General features: G+C 64.3%; 19 protein-coding genes, 1 pseudogene and 1 riboswitch. Of the genes and pseudogenes, 9 read left to right on the top strand and 11 right to left on the bottom strand.

Annotated elements, in window-relative coordinates:
* The 5 genes and pseudogenes from HNQ95_RS32095 to HNQ95_RS32075 form a co-directional block, all read right to left on the bottom strand.
* Window positions 1-599 (bottom strand): annotated as a pseudogene (locus tag HNQ95_RS32095) (malate synthase G); the annotation flags it as partial.
* A gap of 10 nt (window positions 600-609) precedes the next feature.
* Complete coding sequence (locus HNQ95_RS32090; RefSeq protein ID WP_182576132.1) at window positions 610-1,863, bottom strand: D-amino acid dehydrogenase; 1,254 nt, start codon at window positions 1,861-1,863, stop codon at window positions 610-612.
* A 145-nt stretch (window positions 1,864-2,008) separates the two neighbouring features.
* Window positions 2,009-2,111, bottom strand: a riboswitch (glycine riboswitch).
* Window positions 2,112-2,177: 66 nt separating this feature from the next.
* On the bottom strand, window positions 2,178-3,617 hold the full coding sequence (locus HNQ95_RS32085; protein WP_154384479.1) for an amidohydrolase family protein: 1,440 nt from the start codon (window positions 3,615-3,617) through the stop codon (window positions 2,178-2,180).
* Between the two features lie 153 nt (window positions 3,618-3,770).
* Window positions 3,771-4,943 carry a M24 family metallopeptidase gene (locus HNQ95_RS32080; protein WP_067967471.1) on the bottom strand — a complete coding sequence of 391 codons (1,173 nt, stop codon included), beginning with the start codon at window positions 4,941-4,943 and terminating at the stop codon, window positions 3,771-3,773.
* Between the two features lie 36 nt (window positions 4,944-4,979).
* Window positions 4,980-6,140 carry a mandelate racemase/muconate lactonizing enzyme family protein gene (locus tag HNQ95_RS32075; RefSeq protein WP_067967465.1) on the bottom strand — a complete coding sequence of 387 codons (1,161 nt, stop codon included), beginning with the start codon at window positions 6,138-6,140 and terminating at the stop codon, window positions 4,980-4,982.
* Between the two features lie 139 nt (window positions 6,141-6,279).
* Here HNQ95_RS32075 and HNQ95_RS32070 point away from each other — a divergent pair, with 139 nt between their 5' ends.
* A complete protein-coding gene (locus HNQ95_RS32070) occupies window positions 6,280-6,606 on the top strand; it encodes a hypothetical protein (protein ID WP_210252507.1) in 327 nt (108 codons plus the stop codon).
* A gap of 16 nt (window positions 6,607-6,622) precedes the next feature.
* On the opposite strand, the gene pdxR is transcribed toward HNQ95_RS32070, so the two are convergent.
* Complete coding sequence (gene pdxR, locus HNQ95_RS32065) at window positions 6,623-8,107, bottom strand: MocR-like pyridoxine biosynthesis transcription factor PdxR (RefSeq protein WP_182576133.1); 1,485 nt, start codon at window positions 8,105-8,107, stop codon at window positions 6,623-6,625.
* A 155-nt stretch (window positions 8,108-8,262) separates the two neighbouring features.
* Here pdxR and tauA point away from each other — a divergent pair, with 155 nt between their 5' ends.
* The 8 genes from tauA to pta all read left to right on the top strand — a co-directional run bounded on the left by tauA (window position 8,263) and on the right by pta (window position 16,901).
* A complete protein-coding gene (gene tauA / locus HNQ95_RS32060; protein WP_067967457.1) occupies window positions 8,263-9,282 on the top strand; it encodes a taurine ABC transporter substrate-binding protein in 1,020 nt (339 codons plus the stop codon).
* A gap of 83 nt (window positions 9,283-9,365) precedes the next feature.
* Window positions 9,366-10,178 (top strand): taurine ABC transporter ATP-binding protein, encoded by an 813-nt coding sequence (locus HNQ95_RS32055; protein WP_067968425.1) that lies wholly within the window; start codon window positions 9,366-9,368, stop codon window positions 10,176-10,178.
* On the top strand, window positions 10,171-10,998 hold the full coding sequence (locus HNQ95_RS32050; protein ID WP_154384477.1) for an ABC transporter permease subunit: 828 nt from the start codon (window positions 10,171-10,173) through the stop codon (window positions 10,996-10,998). Before HNQ95_RS32055 ends, HNQ95_RS32050 begins: the two co-directional genes overlap by 8 nt.
* 144 nt (window positions 10,999-11,142) lie before the next feature.
* Window positions 11,143-11,529, top strand: coding sequence for a nuclear transport factor 2 family protein (locus tag HNQ95_RS32045; RefSeq protein ID WP_154384476.1), 387 nt, complete (start codon window positions 11,143-11,145; stop codon window positions 11,527-11,529).
* Window positions 11,530-11,552: 23 nt separating this feature from the next.
* Window positions 11,553-12,953 carry an NAD(P)/FAD-dependent oxidoreductase gene (locus HNQ95_RS32040; protein ID WP_067967449.1) on the top strand — a complete coding sequence of 467 codons (1,401 nt, stop codon included), beginning with the start codon at window positions 11,553-11,555 and terminating at the stop codon, window positions 12,951-12,953.
* A gap of 68 nt (window positions 12,954-13,021) precedes the next feature.
* Window positions 13,022-14,797, top strand: a complete 1,776-nt coding sequence (xsc, locus tag HNQ95_RS32035) for a sulfoacetaldehyde acetyltransferase (RefSeq protein ID WP_182576134.1) — start codon at window positions 13,022-13,024, stop codon at window positions 14,795-14,797.
* 74 nt (window positions 14,798-14,871) lie between these two features.
* Window positions 14,872-15,903: a YeiH family protein gene (locus HNQ95_RS32030; protein ID WP_067967443.1), complete on the top strand. Its 1,032-nt coding sequence runs from the start codon at window positions 14,872-14,874 to the stop codon at window positions 15,901-15,903.
* Window positions 15,903-16,901: a phosphate acetyltransferase gene (pta, locus tag HNQ95_RS32025; RefSeq protein WP_067967440.1), complete on the top strand. Its 999-nt coding sequence runs from the start codon at window positions 15,903-15,905 to the stop codon at window positions 16,899-16,901. The genes HNQ95_RS32030 and pta overlap by 1 nt, the downstream gene beginning before the upstream one ends.
* A 27-nt stretch (window positions 16,902-16,928) precedes the next feature.
* On the opposite strand, the gene HNQ95_RS32020 is transcribed toward pta, so the two are convergent.
* From HNQ95_RS32020 to HNQ95_RS32000, 5 genes are all read right to left on the bottom strand, one after another.
* Complete coding sequence (locus HNQ95_RS32020; protein ID WP_067967436.1) at window positions 16,929-17,642, bottom strand: helix-turn-helix domain-containing protein; 714 nt, start codon at window positions 17,640-17,642, stop codon at window positions 16,929-16,931.
* A gap of 68 nt (window positions 17,643-17,710) precedes the next feature.
* Window positions 17,711-18,313: a HupE/UreJ family protein gene (locus HNQ95_RS32015; protein ID WP_067967433.1), complete on the bottom strand. Its 603-nt coding sequence runs from the start codon at window positions 18,311-18,313 to the stop codon at window positions 17,711-17,713.
* A gap of 45 nt (window positions 18,314-18,358) precedes the next feature.
* Window positions 18,359-19,237, bottom strand: a complete 879-nt coding sequence (locus HNQ95_RS32010) for an urease accessory protein UreD (protein WP_067967430.1) — start codon at window positions 19,235-19,237, stop codon at window positions 18,359-18,361.
* The gene (ureG, locus tag HNQ95_RS32005) at window positions 19,234-19,860 is read right to left on the bottom strand and encodes an urease accessory protein UreG (RefSeq protein ID WP_246341083.1); all 627 of its coding nucleotides are present in this window, start codon (window positions 19,858-19,860) and stop codon (window positions 19,234-19,236) included. The genes HNQ95_RS32010 and ureG overlap by 4 nt, the downstream gene beginning before the upstream one ends.
* A gap of 25 nt (window positions 19,861-19,885) precedes the next feature.
* A partial coding sequence (locus tag HNQ95_RS32000) for an amidohydrolase family protein (protein ID WP_182576135.1) occupies window positions 19,886-20,377 on the bottom strand: 492 nt, incomplete at its 5' end.

Below are 20,377 nucleotides of genomic sequence, written 5' to 3'. Positions count from 1 at the left end.
AGCCCGGTCACGTCGCTCCAGCTGCCCTGAGCCAGCGGTGCTGACTGATCCAGGAACGCCTTGGCCCAGGCGATGACCTTTTGGCCACGCTTGGGGTTGTAGCCCTTGGTCTTCTCGGCACCGTCGGCGTCGGAAATCGCGTCGGTGCCGTAGAGCGCGTCATAGAGCGAACCCCAGCGCGCATTGGCGGCGTTCAGCGCATAACGCGCATTCATCACCGGCACGACCAGCTGCGGCCCGGCGACGGTGGCGATCTCGGGATCGACATTGTCGGTGGTAACGGCAAAGGCCGGACCTTCCGGCACAAGATAACCGATCTCGCTCAGGAACGCCTTGTAGGCCGCCATGTCGTGAGGGGCGCCATGCTTGCGGTACCAGGCGTCGAGCTTGAGCTGGAAGTCGTCGCGCTTCTCCAAAAGCGCCCGGTTCTTCGGCGCCAGATCATGCACGATCGCGGCAAAACCCTCCCAGAACGCCTCCGCATCGACACCCGTCCCTGGCAGAGCCTCCGCGACCACGAAGTCGTGGAGCTCGCGCGCAACAGAAAGGCCATGAAGGGAGACGCTGTCGTTTATCCGGTTCATCATGTTCATCGTCATAACTCCCGGGTCAGGCTGCAAGTGCAGCGTCGGTGCGGAACTCGCCCGAAACGGTCTCCGCGACCATCTGGGCTGTAGCGGCCGACAGCGTCCAGCCGAGATGACCATGGCCGGTATTGTAGAACACGCCGGACTGGCGGCCCTTGCCGACCTTTGGCATCATGTTGGGCATCATCGGCCTGAGACCTGCCCAGGGCACGACCCTGTTGGTGTCGACATCCGGGAACAGCATGCGTGTCCAGTCGACCAGCGGTCTGACGCGGTCATCGCGAATGTCTCTGTTCATGCCGTTGAACTCGGCGGTGCCGGCAACCCGGAAGCGCCCGGCGCCAAGGCGGCTGGTGACGATCTTGGCGCGGTCGTCGAGCAGGCTGACCCAGGGCGCGGCAACCTGGCTGCGCTCGTCGTCGAGATGCACGGTTATGGAATAGCCCTTGACCGGGTAGACATTGACCCGGTCGCCGAGCATCGCTGCGAAATGGCGACTGGCGGAACCGGCGCAGATGACGATGCCGTCGGCCTCGACGACCCTGTAGTCGGGCTGGCCGTCGGCACCTGACGTCGTATAGCCGATGCAAAACACGCCATCCCGGGCGATACGCTCGACATTGGCGTCGAAGACAAAGCGCGCACCGCGCCGTTCGCAGGCCTTGGCGAGGCCGAAGGTGAACTTGTGGATGTCGCCGGTCGAGTCCGACGGCGTGTAGAAGCCGCCATGAAAATCGCCATTTAACGTCGGCTCGATCGACTTCACCTCCTCCGCCGTCACCGGCCGGCGGTCGAGACCGCCCTCGACCAGCATCGCATTGACCTTCAGCGCGTGCTGGAAGCTCGGTCTGTCCCAGTAGAAATGCAGGATGCCGCGACGGACATGGTCGAAGTCGATGTTCTCGCGCTCGGCAATCGCAAACAGGTGCTTGCGCGCGGCAATCGCCAGCCGCGTCGTCTCCACCGTATTGTCGCGGTAATTTGCGATATTTGAGACGAACTCAGCCAACCAGGCATATTTGTGCCAGGTAGGCCGAGGATTCATCAGCAGCGGCGCATCACTGCGCAGCATCCACTTGATGCCCTTGAGCAAGGTCGACCAGTGGTTCCAGACTTCGGCGTTGCTGGCCGACAGCTGGCCGCCATTGGCGAACGACGTCTCCATCGCGGCATAACGCTGGCGGTCGACGACAGTGACGGTGTAGCCGCGCTCCAGAAGGGCATAGGCAGTGGTGACGCCGGTGATACCGGCGCCGATAACGGCAATATGGGGCATTTCACTCTCCGCGAACAAAGTTGGGTGCGGGCCGAAGCCCGCTGTTTTCCCCAATCTGTCGCTGTACCTGAGAGCTTAACCGCGTCAGCCTTGCCGGTGCGGCTTTCCCCTTCGGTGGACGCTCGAGGCGCCTCTCTCCAGATCGTTCAACTGCATGGTCACTTTTGCCTGAGAGTTTCCTGGGGGGTTGCTCCGTCGGCGTCGGCCGGTGTCATCTCGCAGCGGCCGATCTCTCCCATGCAGCCTCTTGAACGTATGCCTTCATAGCTGGTGCCGCACCCTTCCGCAACGCGAGACGCGGCAAGCTCCAGCCCTCAGTTGCCTTCGTCGTACAGTGTCGTGGTCGTCTCGACGTCTTCCTCGTGCAGGCCAGCGCGCACCACGGCGGCAGCCGCCAGCTCGCGCGCCTTGCGGCGGATGCCCGCTTCGTCGACACCCTGCACCTTGCCGTCGACATAGACCGCCTTGCCGTCGACCCAGGTCTGAGTGATCGAGGCCGTCGAGGCCGAGAACACCAGCGCCTGCAGCGGATCGTAGAACGGCGTCCACTCGACATGGTCGAGATCGAACAGAATGAAATCGGCCTTCTTGCCGATCTCCAGCGAGCCGATCTCGTCGTCCCACATCAGGGCGCGCGCGCCCTCGATGGTGGCGGCGCGCAGCGCATCGCGGGCAGTGAAGATGTCGGGCTTCAGCCGCGCATCCTTGAACATGCCGGCAACGACGAGCATCTGCCGCATCAGGTTCATGTTACCGGCGGCCGAGACACCGTCGGTGCCGAGGCCGACCTTGACGCCGGCCCTGACCATCTCGGGGTACTTGCCGATCGACGTGGCGCCCTTGCCGAGCTTGAACGACGAGCACGGGCAGAAGGCAACGCTGGCGCCGCGCTCGGCCAGAAGCTTGACCTCCTCATCCGACACGGCTGCGCCGTGAGCGATGACCAGGTTCTTGCGGATGCCGCCGGCATTGTCGACGCGGGTGATCGGCCAGCAGCCATACTTGCTCTCGCAGACCTTGGCCTCCTCGATCGAAGTCGCCAGGTGGTAGGTGGTGCCGACGCCCAGCTTCTCGGCCAGCGCCACGGCACCGACATGCAGTTCGAGGCTGCAGGGCTCCTTGCCCTCGATGTTGACCCAGCAGCGGGCACGACCGTCGAGCGTGTTGTTGTAGCGCAGCACGTTTTCCTCGAGCACCTTCAGCGCCGTCTGCGCGTCGGGGAAGAAGTGATGCTCGGCCATTTCCTCGGTCCAGCCGCGCGGCAGCTCCGACGGGCGATTATCGGCGGCGTGGCGGCCGGTGATGCCGCGGATGCCGGTCTTGTCCATGGCGCGGATGACGATGCCGGGATCGTATTGCGAGCCCATGTCGAGGAAGCAGGTGGTGCCGCAGCGCAGCATCTCGGTGATGCCGAGCAGCGCGCCCCAATATTCGTCTTCCTCCGTTATGTGAGCGTAGAACGGCTTGGCCCAGTGGAACACCCAGGCGCGGGTGTTGAGATTATCGGGGAAGACCGCGCGGGAAAGGGTCTCGGACAAATGCACGTGGCTGTCGACGAAGCCCGGGCAGATCCCCAGCATGGTGCCGTCGATGACCTTGTCGAAGCTCTTGCCCTTGTGGCGCGATGCCACATCGTCGGCCGCTCCGATGTCGGCGATGCGGTCGTTCTCGACCACCACGCTCGCATTGCGCAGCACCGTGTCGTTCTTGTCGACGGTGAAAGCGAAGTTCAGATTTTCGATCAGCGTACGCATGCGGCTCCACCCAATGCTTTACCCACGGACCCTCCCGATCGCGTCGCCGGTCCGTGACAGCGGGCGATATCCGAGCATTCGCACACTCTTCCGAGCGGAACGCGACGACCGGGCCAACAACCACCCCGGCCGCCATTTCGCAAGCGGTAGCCCTTAGGCCACCGCCTTGACCTTGCCGCCCTGCTTGGCGGTGCCGCAAAGGATCAGCTTGTCGGTGTCGGCGTAATCGGACAACAGCTCCGATCCCTTCGACGTCACCAGAAGCATGTCCTTGTTCTGCATGCCGTAGCCATAGCCGGTGTCGTAGCAGAGCGGCTCGAAACCAAGCACCATGTTCTCTTCCAGCGGCGCGTCGCTGCCCGGCTTGCCGAGCACCGGCGTCAGGCCGAGATAGGGGTCTTCGTGCAGGTGCAGGCCAATGCCGTGGCCAACGAACGAGATCGGCGGCAGGTTGAGCTTGGCGAGCTTGGCGATGAAGGCGTCGTAGATCTCGCGACAGCTCGCACCGGGCTTCACCTTCTCCATGATCTCATACTTGCACTCGACCAGGTGAGCCCAGATCTTGTCGGCCATGGGCGGCGCCTCGCCGACGATGGCCGTGCGGCAGACGCCGGCCTGGTAGCCGTTGATGACCGAGAAGATCTCGACGCGGCAGACATCGCCACGCTTGAGGATGCGGTCGGACGGGCCGACATTGGGCAGCACCGACCGCTCGCCGGTAGCGACGATCAGCAGCTTGAAGTGTTCGGCGCCAAGCGAATAGACGTTGCGGGTCAAATGACCGGCAATGTCCATCTCGGAGTCGCCGGCATCGACCACCGCCAGCGTGTCGGTGATCGCCTGGTCGGCGATCCGAGAGAGCTTGCTAAGCAATGCGACCTCTTCAGCCGTCTTGATCTGGCGCAGCCGCGCCAGGATCGGCTCGGCATGCTCGAACCGCGCGCCGGGCATCGCCGCGATCAGCCGGGCGAAATCGCCGGCCGGCAGATAGTCCATCTCAAGGCCGATGCGCGCCTTGCCAAGGCCGAGGCCGGCGAGCTGGTCTGCCAGCACCAGCATCGGATCGTCGGAGAATTCGGCCCAGATACGGGCCGGCATGTCAGGCAAGCGGCGCTTGATCGTTGATGCTTCCATGTCGACGCCGAAGATCGCGGTGCGGCCGTCCGCTGTGACGATGGTCATCGCATGGCGGTGGCGGATCAGCGGCTGCGACGGCACGACGAAGCCTGTGGTATAGGCGAAGTTCTCGGGCGACGAGCAGATGATGGCGTCGAGCCCATGCTCGGCCATTGCCCTCACCTGCTTGGCTACGATTTCTGCCCGCATGATTTGGTTCCTCTCCTTGAGTTTCTTGACCGGCGCTCAGTCGCGCACGCGGTATTTTTCGACCTTGGCGAGGTCGACATCGATGCCCATGCCCGGCCCCGACGGCACGACGACCGCACCGTCGACGACCTGCATCGGCTCGACCAAAAGGTCGTCCTTGTAATAGATGCCGCCGACCTGACCATGCTGCGCCTCGGCCGGTGTCGAGATCGGGATGACGCAGGACAACGTCGCTGCCGGCGATGCAGCCGCGACCTGGACGTTGGCGAGGTTGCCGATGCCTGTTTCGATCGAGCCGTTGACGTTGCAGATGATGCCGGCGGCGCGGCAGACCGCGCCGACTTCCATCGCCTTGTACAAGCCACCGGCCTTGGTGGTGTAGATCGAGACGATCTGGATACCGCCATTCTGGATGATCTGGATGGCGTCATGGGCGTTCCATGCCGACTCGTCGGCCATGACGGGCGCGTCGATGCGGCGGCCAACTTCGGCGATGCGCTCGATGCCCATCACCGGCTGCTCGACATATTTGAGCCGGTACTTTTCCATCTGGCGCACGGTCTGCACCGCCTCGCCAGGCGTCTTGTAGCCCTCATTGGCGTCGACGCAGATTTCCATCGCCTCGCCTGCAGCCTCGCGGACTGCCGCGACCATCTTGACGTCGCGCGCCGGGTCGACGCCGATCTTGACCTTGATCGTCTTGATGCCTTCGGCAGCAAGCTTGGCTGCCTCGACCTTGGCCTCTTCGATCGAGATCAGGCCGATCGAATGGGTGATGGCGACCTTGTCGCGCGCCTTGCCGCCGAGCAACGTATGAACGGGAACGTTCAGCCAGCGGCCGGCGAGGTCATAGGCCGCGAACTCGACGGCCGCCTTGGAATAGGGATAGCCGCGGATGATGGCATCCATGCGGGCATGAAGCTCGGCAAAATTGCCGAGTTCGAGACCGATGACGGCAGGCGCCAGGTAGGTCTCGATGACGCTGCGGGTGATCATGGCGGACTCGCCGAAGTAGCGGCCGAACTCACCGCCCCAGTCCTTCAGCGCCGGCGCCTCGCCCCAGCCGACCCGGCCGTCGCTGTCGGTCATCTTGACCATGACATAGCGACCGATGACCTCGGTCAGGCCGGCCCATTTGTGCTCGCGCCGCGTCGGCAGTTGAACAATGAGCGTTTCGATGGACTTGATCGTGGGCACCGGTCTCTACCTTTTCCTTGTCACCGCGGAGGCATCTCTGTACGATGCGATCATCTAGTGTGATCACACTTTATGATCATATTTTTGGATGTCAAGCGATCCCGGGATCGATTTTTCATGGCCGACCGAAACGGCCGTGATGCATGGTAGGAAGGCAGCGGAGGAAAAGATGATTGTCGAAGCGACCAATTATTTCGCCAAAGAGGATCAGGCGGATGAGGTTCTGAAGCAGCGCCGCAAGGCGACAGAGATCAGGCGCCAACTCGGCCTGGATCCCGGGCGCATCCTTGTGCGGACGGAAGGAAACGGACCTGACATACGCTGGGAATGCAGCTTCGCCTCAAGGGAAGCTTATGACGCCGACCGGGCTGCACGCGCAGCATCGCCCGACTTCGAAGCCGCACGCAAGCGGATGCACACGCTGCTCGAGCGCTTTGAGCGCCACGTCTACGAAGTGGTCGAATAGAGCGGCAGGTCCCGATCTAAGCCTGTGCCAGCAGCCGATTCATCCTTGCCCGCACACGGACAACACCCTCGGCGATATTGTCGCGCGGGATCGACGAATACCCCATGCGGAAGAAGCGGCACGGCCCGTCCGCATCGGGAAAGAACGGCGAGCCGGATTCAATCAGCACGCCGTCCTGCTTGAGTTCGTTCATCAAAAGGTCCGCATCCAGCCCATCGGGCCCCTCGACCCAGAACGAGGTGCCGCCAAAGGCTGACGATCCGGCGATGGTGAAGCCTTCGCGCTTCAGCGCTTCGGCCATGACGATGTGGCGCTTGTGGTATTCGCCACGCATGCGGTGCAGCACCGCATCGTGGTGGCCGAGCGCGAGGAAGTAGGCTGCAGTGCGCTGGAGATGGCCGGGTGGATGACGCAGCATCAGGGCACGCAACGCTCGCGCCTCACGGATGACCGGCGCCGGCGCCACGAGATAGCCCAGCCGCAGGCCCGGAAAAAGCGATTTGGAAAAGCTGCCGATGTAGAACACCCGACCGCTGCGATCGAAGGACTTCAGCGCCGGAGACGGCGGCGCGAGAAAGCTCATCTCGAACTCATAGTCGTCCTCGACGATGATGAAGTCCCTGCCGGCGGCAGCTGCCAGGAGTGCTGCGCGGCGCTCGACGGGCATGGTGGCGCCGGTCGGCGAATGGTGGCTCGGCGTGACGAAGACCGCGTCGACCTTGGCAGGCAGGACCTCGGGCGGCAGGCCTTCCTTGTCCACGTCGATGGCCGTCACGTCTGCACCGCTCAGCTTGAGCGATGCGCTCATGTCAGGGTGGCAGGGGTTCTCGCACACGGCGTGCGCGCCCTGCCGCAGCAGCAGCTGGGTGACGATCCACAGTGCATTCTGCGCTCCCACCGTGACGAGGATTTCATCAGGCGTGGCGCGAATGCCGCGACTGGGCAACGTCCTGGAGCAGATGTAGTTGACAAGCTGCACGTCGTCGGCAGCGGCAAAGTCGCCGGCCATCAGTTCAAAATCCTCGCGCGCCAGCGCACGCCGGGCACAGTCGCGCCAGGCGCCGAGATCGAACAGCGACGGGTCCATCTGGCCGTAGAGGAACGGATAAGGATAGCGGCGCCAGTCGAGCGGCTTGCGCATCTGCTTGGCAACGATGAAACTCGACCGCAGTTTCATCGACCAGTCGATTTCGTCTGCGCCGACGCCGGACACCGCCGCTTCGAGCACGGTCGTCGGCGGGTTGCCGGCAACACGATAGGAGCTTCGGCTGGCGGTTTCGACATAACCCTGAGACGCCAGTTCCTGATAGGCAAGCGTCACCGTGATGCGCGAAATGTTCAGATATTCAGCAAGCTTGCGGGTCGAGGGCAGCTGAGCGCCAGGCTGCAGCCGGCCAGACAGCACCGCCGAGACCACGGTCTCGCGGATCTGCGCCTGCAGGCCGATGCGGCTCGCTCGGTCGAGAAAGAAGATCGTCTCCGAAACTGTCGCCTGTGCCATGGTCCCACGCAGGTTCAATCTGGAGTCATTCAACTTCCAATCTGGATATAAGGCAATTCAAAGGTTCCATTTAACCCTATGTCCAGAACCAAGACCGGCATCAAAGCCGGCAAGTTCCCGGAATAACCGGTGGCTAACAAAACAAGAGGGTAACGATGATACACTTTAAGCATTTCAAGCATTTGGCCGGCGCCGCAACCATAGCGGCCGGCGTCTTCACCTCCTGTCTCGCTTATGCCGAAACGACGGTCGTCGTCGGCTATCAGCAGATCGTCGGGCCGTTCGTCACGGCCATCGCCGACGGACGTTTCGACGCCGCCGCCAAGGAAGCGGGCTACACCGTCGACTGGCGCCAGTTCAGCTCGGGCGGCGACATCTCGACGGCTCTCGCCTCCGGCAGCGTGCCGATCGGCGTGATCGGCTCGACCGGCACCACCGCCGCCGCCACGCGCGGCGTCAATCTCGAACTGTTCTGGATCCTCGACAATATCGGCAAGTCGGAGGCGCTCGCCGTCCGCAACGGCTCGGGCATCGAAAAGCCCGAGGATCTGAAGGGCAAGAATGTCGGCGTACCGTTCGTGTCGACCTCGCACTTCCATCTTCTTGTCGGCCTCGAGCAGGTGTGGAAGATCGATCCGCGCGAGGTCAACATCCTCAACATGAAGCCGCCGCAGATCATCGCCGCCTGGCAGCGTGGCGACATCGACGCCGCCTATGTCTGGCCGCCGGCACTGACCGAATTGCTCAAGAACGGCAAGACCATCGCCGATTCAGAGACCATCGGTGCTGCCAGCGTACCGACCTTCGACGGCCTTGTCGCCGACAAGAAGTGGGCCGCCGAGAACCCGAAGTTCATGGCCGCCTTCACCAAGGTGCTGTCTGAATCCTACGCCGACTACAACAAGAACAAGGCAAGCTGGACGGCGGACTCGCCTCAGGTGCAGGGCATCGTCAAGCTGATCGGCGGTGACGGCGCAGGTGCGGTCGAAGCGCTCAACCTGCTGTCGTTCCCCAATGCCGACGAACAGGCATCCGAAACATGGCTCGGCGGAGGCGCCATCAAGGCATTGAATGAAAGCGCCAAGTTCCTCGTTGCCCAGAAGCAGATCGACAAGGCGCTCGACGACTACGCGCCCTTCGTCAACAGTAGCTACGCCAAGGACGCATCCAAGTAACATTGGACGTGCCGCCGGTCGGATGCCGGTCGGCGGCACTTTCTCCACCACTCGATTGCATTTTCTTCGAAAGGCTCGACGCGATGGAAACCCTCAACGTCAGCAATGTCAGCCTGACCTATCCAGGCCTCTACTCCGACCAGGCGGTGATTGCGCTCAAGGGCGTGAACCTCGAGGTCAAGAGCGGCGATTTCGTCGTCGCCCTCGGTGCCTCGGGCTGCGGCAAGACCACACTGCTCAACCTGATGGCCGGCTTCATGACACCAACCGACGGTGATATCACACTTGGCGGACGTCAAGTCGTCGGCCCAGGCGCCGACCGTGGCGTCGTCTTCCAGAAGCACGCGCTGCTGCCCTGGTTGAATGTCATCGACAACACCGAATTCGGGCTCAAGCTGCGTGGCATAGACAAGGCGACCCGGCGCGAGCTGGCGACCAAGAATCTCGCCCTTGTCGGCCTGCAGGATTTTCACCGCCACATGATCTACCACCTGTCCGGCGGCATGCAGCAGCGCGTCGGCATCGCCCGTGCGCTGACCTGCGACCCGGCGATGCTTCTGATGGACGAGCCGATGGCGGCGCTCGACGCGCTCACCCGCGAGACCATCCAGGAGCTGCTGCTCAAGGTCTGGCAGCTGACCAACAAGATGTTCTTCTTCATCACGCACAGCGTCGAAGAAGCACTTTTCCTCGGCTCCCGGCTGATCGTCATGTCGCCGCGCCCGGGCCGCATCACCCACACCTATGAGCTCGATTTCAATCGGCGCTTCCTTGAGGAGGGCAACGCACGTGCAATCAAATCCAGCCGCGATTTCATCGACATGCGCGAGCAGATCCTCGGCATCATCTACGGCGACGAGCGCCAGTCCGGCAATCCGGAACACCTCCATGCTTGAGCGCCTCTCACGGGCCAAGTCCGTACGCCCGGGCAAGATCTATGGCGCGCCGGGCGACGGCATGAGCGGCCATATCAGCCTGATCACGGCGCTTGTGCTGTTCGGTCTCTGGCTGCTGATCACCGAGATGGGCTGGGTCCAGCCGCTGTTCCTGCCCTCGCCGCTTGCCGTGTGGGACAAGTTCGTCGTCGCCATGACCGATGGCGTTTCCAACTCGACGCTCATCCAGCACACGCTGGCCAGCCTTGGCCGTGTGCTCGGCGCCTTCTTCCTGGCGCTGGTCACAGCCGTTCCGGTCGGCATCCTGATGGGCGTCAACCGCACGGTGCGCGGCCTGTTCGACCCGATCATCGAGTTCTACCGGCCACTGCCGCCGCTCGCCTATCTGCCCTTGATCATCATCTGGCTCGGCATCGGTGAATTCCCGAAGGTGTTCCTGATCTATCTCGCCATCTTCGCGCCCATGGCGATCGCCGCCCGTGCCGGCGTCCGCTCGGTGTCGACCGAACAGATCCATGCCGCCTATGCCATGGGCGCCACCCGCGCCCAGGTCATCTCCCAGGTGATCCTGAAGGCCGCCCTGCCCGAGATCTTCACCGGCATGCGCATCGGCATCGGCGTCGGCTGGACCACGCTCGTCGCCGCCGAAATGGTCGCCGCCCACCGCGGTCTCGGCTTCATGGTGCTGAACGCCGCCGAGTATCTCGCCAGCGATACGGTCATCATGGGCATCATCGTCATCGGCATCTTCGCCTTCGCCTTCGACCTCATGCTGCGCTACCTGGAAAAGGCGATGATCCCCTGGAAGGGCAAGATCTGATGCCAAAACTTGCACACCCGGCGACGTCGCCACCAGGCTGACGCCAAACCTGATCTTACCAACAGACAGACCAATCCGCCGGCTTGTCCGGCCACGGCGAAGCCATGCCCAAAGGCTCTGCCGTACAGATACGAGGACCACGACATGTCACTCACCGCCGACGGCCTGGCTCGCCTCTTCGACGCTTTCAACCGCCACGACATCGACGGCGTCATGGAGTTCTTCGCCGGCAACTGCGTCTTCAACGGCGTCGCCGGCCCAGAGGCCTACGGCACCCGCTTCGAAGGTACCGAGGCGATCGCCGCTGCTTTCAGCGGCGTCTGGAAAGCGATGCCGGACGCGCACTGGGCCCATCATGGCCACTTCGTCCATGGCGACCGCGCCGTCTCGGAATGGACGTTCACCGGCACCAACGTCGACGGCAGCCGCGTCGAAGCAGAGGGCTGCGATCTGTTCACGCTCGATGACGGCAAGATCGTCCGCAAGCAGGCCTTCCGCAAGAACCGGCCGCTGATTGCGGCTGGTGCCTGAGCGGTCTCGGGAGGACCACGTCAATGGAACATCAACTCTTGAGGTCCGCGGCACAACGTCTGCCGTTCGATCCGGCCTATGACCCGGTCCATGCACAAAACCCGGGCGCCGGCAAGGACTACGCGCCGACCTACTGGATCGCCACCGCCGGCCCGCAGCCGGAAGACGACGGCCCCGTCACGCAGGACATCGACGTCGATGTCGCCATCATCGGCTCGGGCTATACCGGCCTGTCCTGTGCCATTCATCTGGCCAAGGAGCACGGCATCAAGGCGACGGTGCTGGAAGCAAATGGCGTCGCCTGGGGCTGCTCGACCCGCAATGGCGGCCAGGCGCAGATTTCGGCCGGCCGGCTCAAGCGTTCGCAGTGGATCGAGCGCTGGGGCGTCGACGTCGCCAGAAAAATGCATGTCGAGATAGCGGAAGCCTTCGACCTGTTTCGCGACCTGATCAGCCAGCCCGAGATCGACTGCGATCCTCAGGATGGCGGCCATCTCTACATCGCCCATCGCGACAAGGTTCTGCCGGCGCTGGAAAAGGAAACGCGCCTGCTCAACGACATCTTCGGCTACCGCGCCCGCATGGTCGGCCGCGACGAGGTCCACAGCGATTTCGTTCGCGACGCCGAAGCCAAGGGCGCGATGTACGAGCCCGACGGCATGGGCATTCATGCCGCCAAGCTCGCCTTCGGCTATCTCAGGCTCGCCCGCAAGCTGGGTGCGAAAGTGCACACCTCAAGCCCAGTCCTCGGCAGCGAAATCAAGGGCGGCATACATCACCTGCGCACGCCGGGCGGCATCGTCAGGGCGCGCGCAGTCTGCATCGCCACCGCCGGCTACACCTCGCCCGGCCTGCACGAGCTGACGCGCCACCGGCTGATGCCGATCCTGTCCAACTCGATCGTGACGCGGCCGCTGACGGACAGCGAGCGCGAGACGCTGAACTTCCAGACCCGCATCCCGCTCACCGACACACGCACGCTGCGCCACTACTACCGGATGCTGCCCGACGGGCGTGTGCAGATCGGCAGCCGCAGCGCCATTACGGGGCGGGACGCAGTCAATGCAAGTCACCTCGACCGTTTGCTCGAAGGGCTCTACCGCAAGTTTCCGATCCTGCGCGGCATCGATGTAGACTACTCCTGGTGGGGCTGGGTCGACGTCAGCCACGACATGATGCCCCGCATCTTCCGGCCCGATCCTAAGCAACAGCTGTTCTACGCCATGGGCTATGGCGGCAACGGCGTCATGTACTCGGCCCAGGCCGGCCGCCGCATGGCCCAGATGGTCGCCGGCAAGGGCGGCGAACTCGACCTGCCGATCTTCACCTCCCCGTTGCCCAGCCACGGGTTGCTGACACCGTTTCGGCGCCTCGGCCAGTGGGGAATGTACCGCTGGTATTACCTCAAGGACGAAATCCTCTAGCGCATCGGCCCAAAAATCGGACCCGACTCCCAAGACCAGACCTGCCCCCATCGAAAGGAACCCAGAAAATGAAAATGACCACCGAAGAAGCTTTCGTCAAAGTCTTGCAGATGCACGGCATCGAGCATGCCTTCGGCATCATCGGCTCGGCCATGATGCCGGTGTCGGACCTGTTCCCCAAGGCCGGCATCAAGTTCTGGGACTGCGCGCATGAGACCAATGCCGGCATGATGGCCGACGGCTTCAGCCGCGCCACCGGCACCATGTCCATGGCCATCGGCCAGAACGGCCCGGGTGTGACGGGCTTCATCACCGCGATGAAAACGGCCTACTGGAACCACACGCCGCTGCTCATGGTCACGCCGCAGGCAGCCAACAAGACCATCGGCCAGGGCGGCTTCCAGGAAGTCGACCAGATGGCGATGTTCGAGGAGATGGTCTGCTACCAGGAAGAGGTGCGGGATCCCTCACGTATTCCCGAGGTGCTGAACCGCGTCATCGAGAAGGCCTGGCGCGGTTGCGCCCCAGCGCAGATCAACATCCCCCGCGACTTCTGGACCCATGTCATCGACGTCGACCTGCCCTCTATCGTGCGTTTCGAGCGCCCCGCCGGTGGCCCGCAGGCGATCACGGAAGCAGCGCGCCTGCTGTCGGAAGCAAAGTTCCCGGTCATCCTGAACGGAGCCGGCGTCGTCATCGGCAACGCCATCAACGAATCCATGGCGCTGGCCGAGCGTCTCGACGCGCCGGTCTGCTGCGGTTACCAGCACAATGACGCCTTCCCCGGCAGCCACCGTCTCGCCGCAGGACCGCTCGGCTACAACGGCTCGAAGGCAGCGATGGAGCTGATCGCCAAGGCAGACGTGGTGTTGGCGCTCGGCACCCGCCTCAACCCGTTCTCGACCTTGCCCGGCTACGGCATCGACTACTGGCCGAAGAATGCCGCGATCATCCAGGTCGACATCAATGCCGATCGCATCGGTCTGACCAAGAAGGTTTCCGTCGGCATCTGCGGCGACGCCAAGCAGGTCGCCCGCCAGATCCTCGAGCAACTGACGCCCTCGGCCGGCAATGAAGGCCGCGAGCAGCGCAAGGCGGCGATCCACCAGAACCGCTCGGCCTGGCTGCAGCAGCTGTCGTCGATGGACCACGAAGAGGACGACGTCGGCACCGAATGGAACGCCACCGCCCGCCTGCGCGAGGCCGACCGCATGTCGCCACGCCAGGCCTGGCGTGCGATCCAGGCGACCCTGCCCAAGGAAGCGATCATCTCCACCGACATCGGCAACAACTGCGCCATCGGCAACGCCTATCCGAGCTTCGAACAGGGCCGGAAATATCTCGCACCGGGCATGTTCGGCCCTTGCGGCTATGGCTTCCCGTCGATCGTCGGCGCCAAGATCGGCTGCCCCGACGTGCCGGTGGTCGGCTTCGCCGGAGATGGCGCTTTCGGCATCTCGATGAACGAGATGGGTGCGATCGGCCGTGAAGGCTGGCCGGCGATCACCATGGTGATCTTCCGCAACTACCAGTGGGGTGCAGAGAAGCGGAACACCACGCTGTGGTATTCCAACAACTTCGTCGGCACCGAACTCAACCCCAACCTCAGCTACGCGAAGGTGGCGGAGGGCTGCGGCCTGAAGGGTGTCGTCGTCGACACCACGGCCAAGCTGACCGAGGCGCTGGCCAAGGCCATCGACGACCAGGCCAAGGGCATCACCACCTTCGTCGAGGTCGTGCTTAACCAGGAACTCGGCGAGCCCTTCCGCCGCGACGCGATGAAGAAGCCGGTGCCGGTGGCTGGCATCGACCGCGCCGACATGCGCCCCCAGAAGCGCGCCTGACCTCGCTGCAAAAGCGTCCGCCCGGTTCGCCGGGCGGGCGGTCTGCCAACACCTTCTTGACCGGGAATGATTGAATGAACACCGCCGCTGCGACACAACGTTTCAATGGCCTGCCTTCGGTGGTGCAGGTCTACTGGCCCGGCCTTGCCGTCACCGCTGCGGTGGCGATCGCGGCACAGTTCCTCTCCGATCACTACGGTGCACCGGCGATGCTGATGGCACTGCTGCTCGGCATCGCTTTCCACTTCCTGTCCGAGGAAGGCCGCTGCGTCGCCGGCATCGACTTCTGCGCCAAGAAAGTGTTGCGAATCGGTGTCGCCCTGCTCGGCATGCGCATCAGCGTCGATTTGCTGATCGGGCTTGGCGCCAGCACCATCCTGCTTCTGGTTGCCGCCATCGCCGCGACCATCCTGTTCGGCCTCGCCGCCGCCAAACTTCTCGGCCGCGGCTGGCGCCTTGCCCTCATTACCTCCGGCTCGGTCGCCATCTGCGGCGCCTCGGCCGCCATGGCAATCGCCGCAGTATTACCCAAGAACGAGTTCTCCGAGCGCAACCTGATCTTCACCGTGCTGTCGGTGACGGTGCTGTCGACACTCGCCATGATCTTCTACCCGATGATCGCCCAGGCCATCGGCCTCGACGCGCGCGCCACCGGCATCTTCTTCGGCGGCACCATCCACGACGTCGCTCAGGTCGTCGGCGCCGGTTTTTCGGTCTCGCCAGAGGCGGGTGAGACGGCGACGCTGGTCAAGCTCATCCGCGTCACCATGCTGGCACCGGTCGTGCTGATCTTTTCGCTCGCCACCCGCAATGTCGGCTCGGTCGGCGAGAGCGGCAAGCGCCCGCCGCTGCTGCCCGGTTTCGTCATCGCCTTCCTCATTCTCGCCGCCATCAACTCCTTCGGCCTCATTCCGGAGGCGGTGTCGAAGGTCGGCATGGAGACGTCGCGCTGGGCCCTGCTCGCCGGTATCGTCGCCGTCGGCATGAAGACCTCATTACGCCGTGTGCTCGACGTCGGCGGCGACGCGGTCGCCCTTATCGTCGCCGAGACCATCTTCATCGGCCTCTTCATCCTCGCTGGCATCTATTATCTGGGGCACGCCTGATGAAACCGCTGGAACGCATCCTCGCCACGGCGAAACAGGCCCCCAGGCGCATCGTTCTCCCCGAAGGCGAGGACCCGCGTATCGTCGAAGCTGCGATCCGGGCCAGCCACGAGGGCGTCGCCGAGATCACTCTGGTCGGCAACCGCGGCATCATCGAACAGGCACTTGCGGACGCCGGCGCGAGCCAGCTCGATCTCCGTATCGAAGACCCTGTTTCCTCCGCGCTGGCGTCGCGCCTCGCCAATGCCTATTTCGAGCTCCGCAAGACCAAGGGTGTCGACGAAGCCTCGGCTGTCGAGGCGCTGCGCTCCCCCCTTGTCTTTGCCGCCATGATGGTGCGCGAAGGCGAGGCCGACGGCACAGTGGGCGGCGCTGTCGCCACCACTGCCGATACCGTGCGGGCGGCGTTGCAGACGATTGGCAAGGCGCCGGGCGTCGGGCTGGTGTCGAGCTTCTTCCTGATGATGCTGTGCCAACCCCATCACGCCAAGAAGGGCGCCTTCGTCTTCGCCGACTGCGGCCTGGTGGTCGATCCCGATGCCGCCGGCCTCGCCGACATCGCCCGCATGTCCGCCCGCTCCTACCAGGCGCTCGCCGGCGCACCGGCCAAGGTGGCGATGCTGTCGTTCTCGACCAATGGCAGTGCTGCCCACGAGCGCGTCTCCAAGGTGGTCGAGGCAACCCGGCTGGCACACGCCGCCGATCCCGACCTTGTCATCGACGGCGAGCTGCAGTTCGACACTGCCTTCGTCGAAGCCGTCAGCGCCTCCAAGGCGCCCAATTCGGCGCTGCATGGCGAAGCCAATGTCTTCGTCTTCCCCAATCTCGACGCCGCCAACATCGGCTACAAGATCGCCCAGCGCATCGGCGGCGCCGACGCCATCGGCCCGATCCTCCAGGGCCTGGCCAAGCCGGCCAACGACCTCTCTCGCGGCTGCACGGCAGAGGACGCCTTTCACATGATCGCGGTGACGGTGGTCCAGGCGCAGGTCCGGTAAGGGGACCGACACCAGCCATGTGGCAAGTCAGTCTTCTCCGCCCTGCGGGTAAGAGATGATCGACAGAAACCTTATCGGCAGCTTTGTCAGTTGTTCGGGACCGTGTGGGGTGTCGGCTTCGAAGAACAAGCTGTCGCCGGGCGACATGTGATAGAGCGTTGGGCCGTGGCGATAGGTGATCTCGCCCTCGAGCAGGTAGAGGAATTCCATACCCGCGTGCTGGAACAGCGGGAAGGTGTCGGTGTGGCTGGTCAAGGTGATGAGATAGGGCTCGACGGAGACAGTGCTGGATGACGAGCCGATGTAGCCGAGCAGATTGTAATGGTGGCCGGCGCGGGTGCCGCGCCGCTCCACCTCGACGCCTGTGCCCGCCCGGACGAAGACCGCGCTGCGCTCGTCCTCGAAGCTTCTGAGCAGCGCGGTCATCGGGACGCCAAGCGCCTGGGACAGGGCCTGCAGCGTGGTCAGCGACGCCGAGATGACACCGTTTTCGATTTTCGACATCATACCGACCGAGATGTTTGCCGCCCCCGCAAGCTCGGTTGCCGTCATGCCGCGGCGCTTGCGGCAGGCCCGTACCTCGCGCCCGATCGCGGCCTGCAGTTCGTTCTCGCTGGGTGCCCGGACCGCGTGCGGATCCTGCTGAAGCGCAGCCGGCGCGGCCGTCCTGGCGAATGCCGTAGCTCCGCGCGCAAGGAAGCCCGCGGCGCGAGCCGGACGCGTGAGAACTGAACTGCTCATCCTGGCACCTCGTTGCTTTTAAGCCTGCAGCCGCCGCCCTGTGGGGGCGGCCGCTGAAACTGCCTGTCTCAGACGAGGCCGGTCACCACGCCTATACCGGCGAAAGCGGCGAGCGCGCCAAGCGAACGGACCACGACCGCTCCACGTACGCCGGCCTTGCCGTCGAGAGCCAGGCCGAAGCCAAGTCCGGCCGCGTGCAGCATCGCCGTCGCCAGCACAAAGCCTGCGCCATAGGCCAGACCGCTAGCACTTTCGGGCATCTCGGCGCCGTGGGCATAGCCATGGAAGACCGCGAAGAAGCCGACCAGCGCCATGGCCGCCGCCACTCCGGCGCGCAGGTTGAAGGCGACGACACCACCGAGAACGACGATCGACAGGCCGATGCCGAGTTCGACGAACGGCACGGCAATGCCGGCAAGACCAAGTGCGCCACCCAGGATCATCACGGACACGAAGCTTGCCGGAACGAGCCAGCGGGCCCGGCCGCCCAGCTGGGCGGCAAAGAGCCCAACCATCACCATGGCGAGCACATGGTCGAGCCCGCCGAGCGGATGGGCAAAGCCGTGGGCGAAACCTTCGACATGGCCGATGCCGGTGTGGGCACTGGCGAGACCGGGCGCCAGTAAGAAGGCGGCCAGTGCCGCTGTCCGAATGAGAGATTTGCTGTTCATGATCCTGTTCCTTTCATCATTCACAGATCAGATGCGAATTGGTCGTCATTTGCGCCGCCGCGCAGGTTGCTGGCCGAAGGCCGCAACCACTGCGAGCGCAAAGAGATCGTTGGCGATGCCGCGCGCCGCGATCGCGTCCGCCGCCAGGCAGCGCACGCCCCAGCCTGCTCCATTGGGCAGCGCGGTGATGCCGGCGACCTGGCGTTCCGCTCGACCGAGACCGGCGAGCTCATCGACAGTTGGCAGCCGGTCAGGCGCGCCAACGAGCATGAAACTGGACACGACTTTCCATGCGCCGACGGGCGAAGCGGGTCCGGCAAGGTCCGCTCCGGCGATGTCAAGATTGTCGCGCACGAGCAGCCGTCCGTCGGCGTCCCGAATCTCGACCTTCGCCTGCAACTTCTCGAACGGACGGTTGCGCGCCTGCGGGTCGTGCAGGGCGAAGGCGTCGGACAGCAACAGCACCGCACCGGGCGCGAGCCGGGCCTGGGTGATGTTCGAACACGCGGCACCGGGAAACAGCACCAGCGGATCGGGGGTCAGCGCCAGGAACGCCCCTTCCTGCAGCACGATCTCGGTCGTCTGGCGAGCCACCTGGCCGTAACAGTCGTGAACGACCGTGGCCGCCTGGGTGGTGACGTGGCCGGCGGCGCCCGTCCCAACATCGAGGCGGCTCGAAAGCCTGTCGTCCCGGTAGAGCCCGCCCGAGGAAGACTGCTGGTAGACGGTGAGCAGGGACGGGATGGCGACATCGAGTGCAAACGGCCGCGTCATGTGGAACGGGTAGGAGACGTACTGGCGCCCGATATGCGTACGCGCGCCATGACGGGACAGCGACAGCTCGAAGCGGCCGTTGCGCGCCCCGGCCTGGCGCGGATGCGGCGTGGCATGCTCGGAGCGCAGTTGTGGCCAGTGGCTGATCATCTGAACAACACGTCCGAGAGGATGCGGTCGGCGATCGTGTCGACCCCTTCATTGCTGCGGCAGTTTGTGAGCGCCATCGGCCGGCCGGCGCGCGCGGTGGCAGCCTGTGCTGCCATCGCCGCGAGGTCGACGCCGACATAAGGGGCAAGGTCGGTCTTGTTGACGACCAGCAGATCGCATTTGAGCACGCCGGGGCCGTTCTTGCGCGGAATGTCATCGCCGCCGGCAACATCGATGACGAACATCCACCAGTCGACGAGGTCGAGCGAAAAGGTCGAGGCGAGATTGTCGCCGCCGCTTTCGATCAGGATCAGCTCGACATCCGGGAACAGCGCCTCGAGATCGTCGGCGGCGGCGATGTTGAGGGTGGGATCCTCGCGAATGACGGTGTGCGGGCACGCGCCCGCCTCGACAGCCGCGACGCGTGCCGGGTCGATCAGGCCCGAGCGGCGGATGCGCTCGGCGTCCTCGGCGGTGACAAGGTCGTTGGTGACGATCGCCAGCGACACGCCGCGCGCCGCAAAGGCCGGGATCAGCCGTTCGATCAACGCGGTCTTGCCGGAGCCGACGGGACCGCCGATGCCGATGCGGGCGGCGCCGACGCGCGAGGGAGGCGGATTCATTGAGGTCGTCCTGGTGTCCATGATGTCACCTCAGCATGTAGCGTTGGGCGAGCGGCAACTCGTAAGCCGGCTCGCATGTCGCCAGCTCACCATCGACAAAGACGTCGAAGGTCTGCGGATCGACGCGGATGTTGGGACAGGCGTCATTGTGCAGCATGTCCTTCTTCGACAGGGTGCGATTGCCGCGTGAGGGCAGCAATGCCTTCTTCAAATCGAGCGTCGCGGCCAGTCCGCGCTCGATGGCGAGCGGATTGACGAAGCATGCCGACAGTGCCTGCTTGGCCCGGCCGAAGGCACCCCATTGCGGACGCAGCAGCAGCGGCTCGCAGGTCATCAGCGAAGCAGCGCTGTCGCCCATCGCGCCCCAGGCAATGAAGCCGCCCTTGATGACGAGCTCCGGCTTGATGCCGAAGAAGGCCGGCCGCCAGATGACGATGTCGGCCATCTTGCCGTCTTCGAGCGAGCCGACATGCTCCGCGATGCCGAAGGTGCGCGCGGCATTGATGGTGTATTTGGC

It is taken from the genome of Aminobacter ciceronei (assembly GCF_014138625.1).
Lineage (GTDB): Bacteria > Pseudomonadota > Alphaproteobacteria > Rhizobiales > Rhizobiaceae > Aminobacter > Aminobacter ciceronei.
This window is presented reverse-complemented; position numbering and strand designations above follow the sequence as displayed.

Coding starts and splice junctions, on each gene's coding strand:
- HNQ95_RS32090 (WP_182576132.1), bottom strand. CDS start 1,863: ATGCCCCATATTGCCGTTATCGGCGCCGGTATCACCGGCGTCACCACT.
- HNQ95_RS32085 (WP_154384479.1), bottom strand. CDS start 3,617: ATGCGTACGCTGATCGAAAATCTGAACTTCGCTTTCACCGTCGACAAG.
- HNQ95_RS32080 (WP_067967471.1), bottom strand. CDS start 4,943: ATGCGGGCAGAAATCGTAGCCAAGCAGGTGAGGGCAATGGCCGAGCAT.
- HNQ95_RS32070 (WP_210252507.1), top strand. CDS start 6,280: ATGCATGGTAGGAAGGCAGCGGAGGAAAAGATGATTGTCGAAGCGACC.
- pdxR (WP_182576133.1), bottom strand. CDS start 8,107: ATGGCACAGGCGACAGTTTCGGAGACGATCTTCTTTCTCGACCGAGCG.
- tauA (WP_067967457.1), top strand. CDS start 8,263: ATGATACACTTTAAGCATTTCAAGCATTTGGCCGGCGCCGCAACCATA.
- HNQ95_RS32055 (WP_067968425.1), top strand. CDS start 9,366: ATGGAAACCCTCAACGTCAGCAATGTCAGCCTGACCTATCCAGGCCTC.
- HNQ95_RS32050 (WP_154384477.1), top strand. CDS start 10,171: ATGCTTGAGCGCCTCTCACGGGCCAAGTCCGTACGCCCGGGCAAGATC.
- HNQ95_RS32045 (WP_154384476.1), top strand. CDS start 11,143: ATGTCACTCACCGCCGACGGCCTGGCTCGCCTCTTCGACGCTTTCAAC.
- HNQ95_RS32040 (WP_067967449.1), top strand. CDS start 11,553: ATGGAACATCAACTCTTGAGGTCCGCGGCACAACGTCTGCCGTTCGAT.
- xsc (WP_182576134.1), top strand. CDS start 13,022: ATGAAAATGACCACCGAAGAAGCTTTCGTCAAAGTCTTGCAGATGCAC.
- HNQ95_RS32030 (WP_067967443.1), top strand. CDS start 14,872: ATGAACACCGCCGCTGCGACACAACGTTTCAATGGCCTGCCTTCGGTG.
- pta (WP_067967440.1), top strand. CDS start 15,903: ATGAAACCGCTGGAACGCATCCTCGCCACGGCGAAACAGGCCCCCAGG.
- HNQ95_RS32020 (WP_067967436.1), bottom strand. CDS start 17,642: ATGAGCAGTTCAGTTCTCACGCGTCCGGCTCGCGCCGCGGGCTTCCTT.
- HNQ95_RS32015 (WP_067967433.1), bottom strand. CDS start 18,313: ATGAACAGCAAATCTCTCATTCGGACAGCGGCACTGGCCGCCTTCTTA.
- HNQ95_RS32010 (WP_067967430.1), bottom strand. CDS start 19,237: ATGATCAGCCACTGGCCACAACTGCGCTCCGAGCATGCCACGCCGCAT.
- ureG (WP_246341083.1), bottom strand. CDS start 19,860: ATGAATCCGCCTCCCTCGCGCGTCGGCGCCGCCCGCATCGGCATCGGC.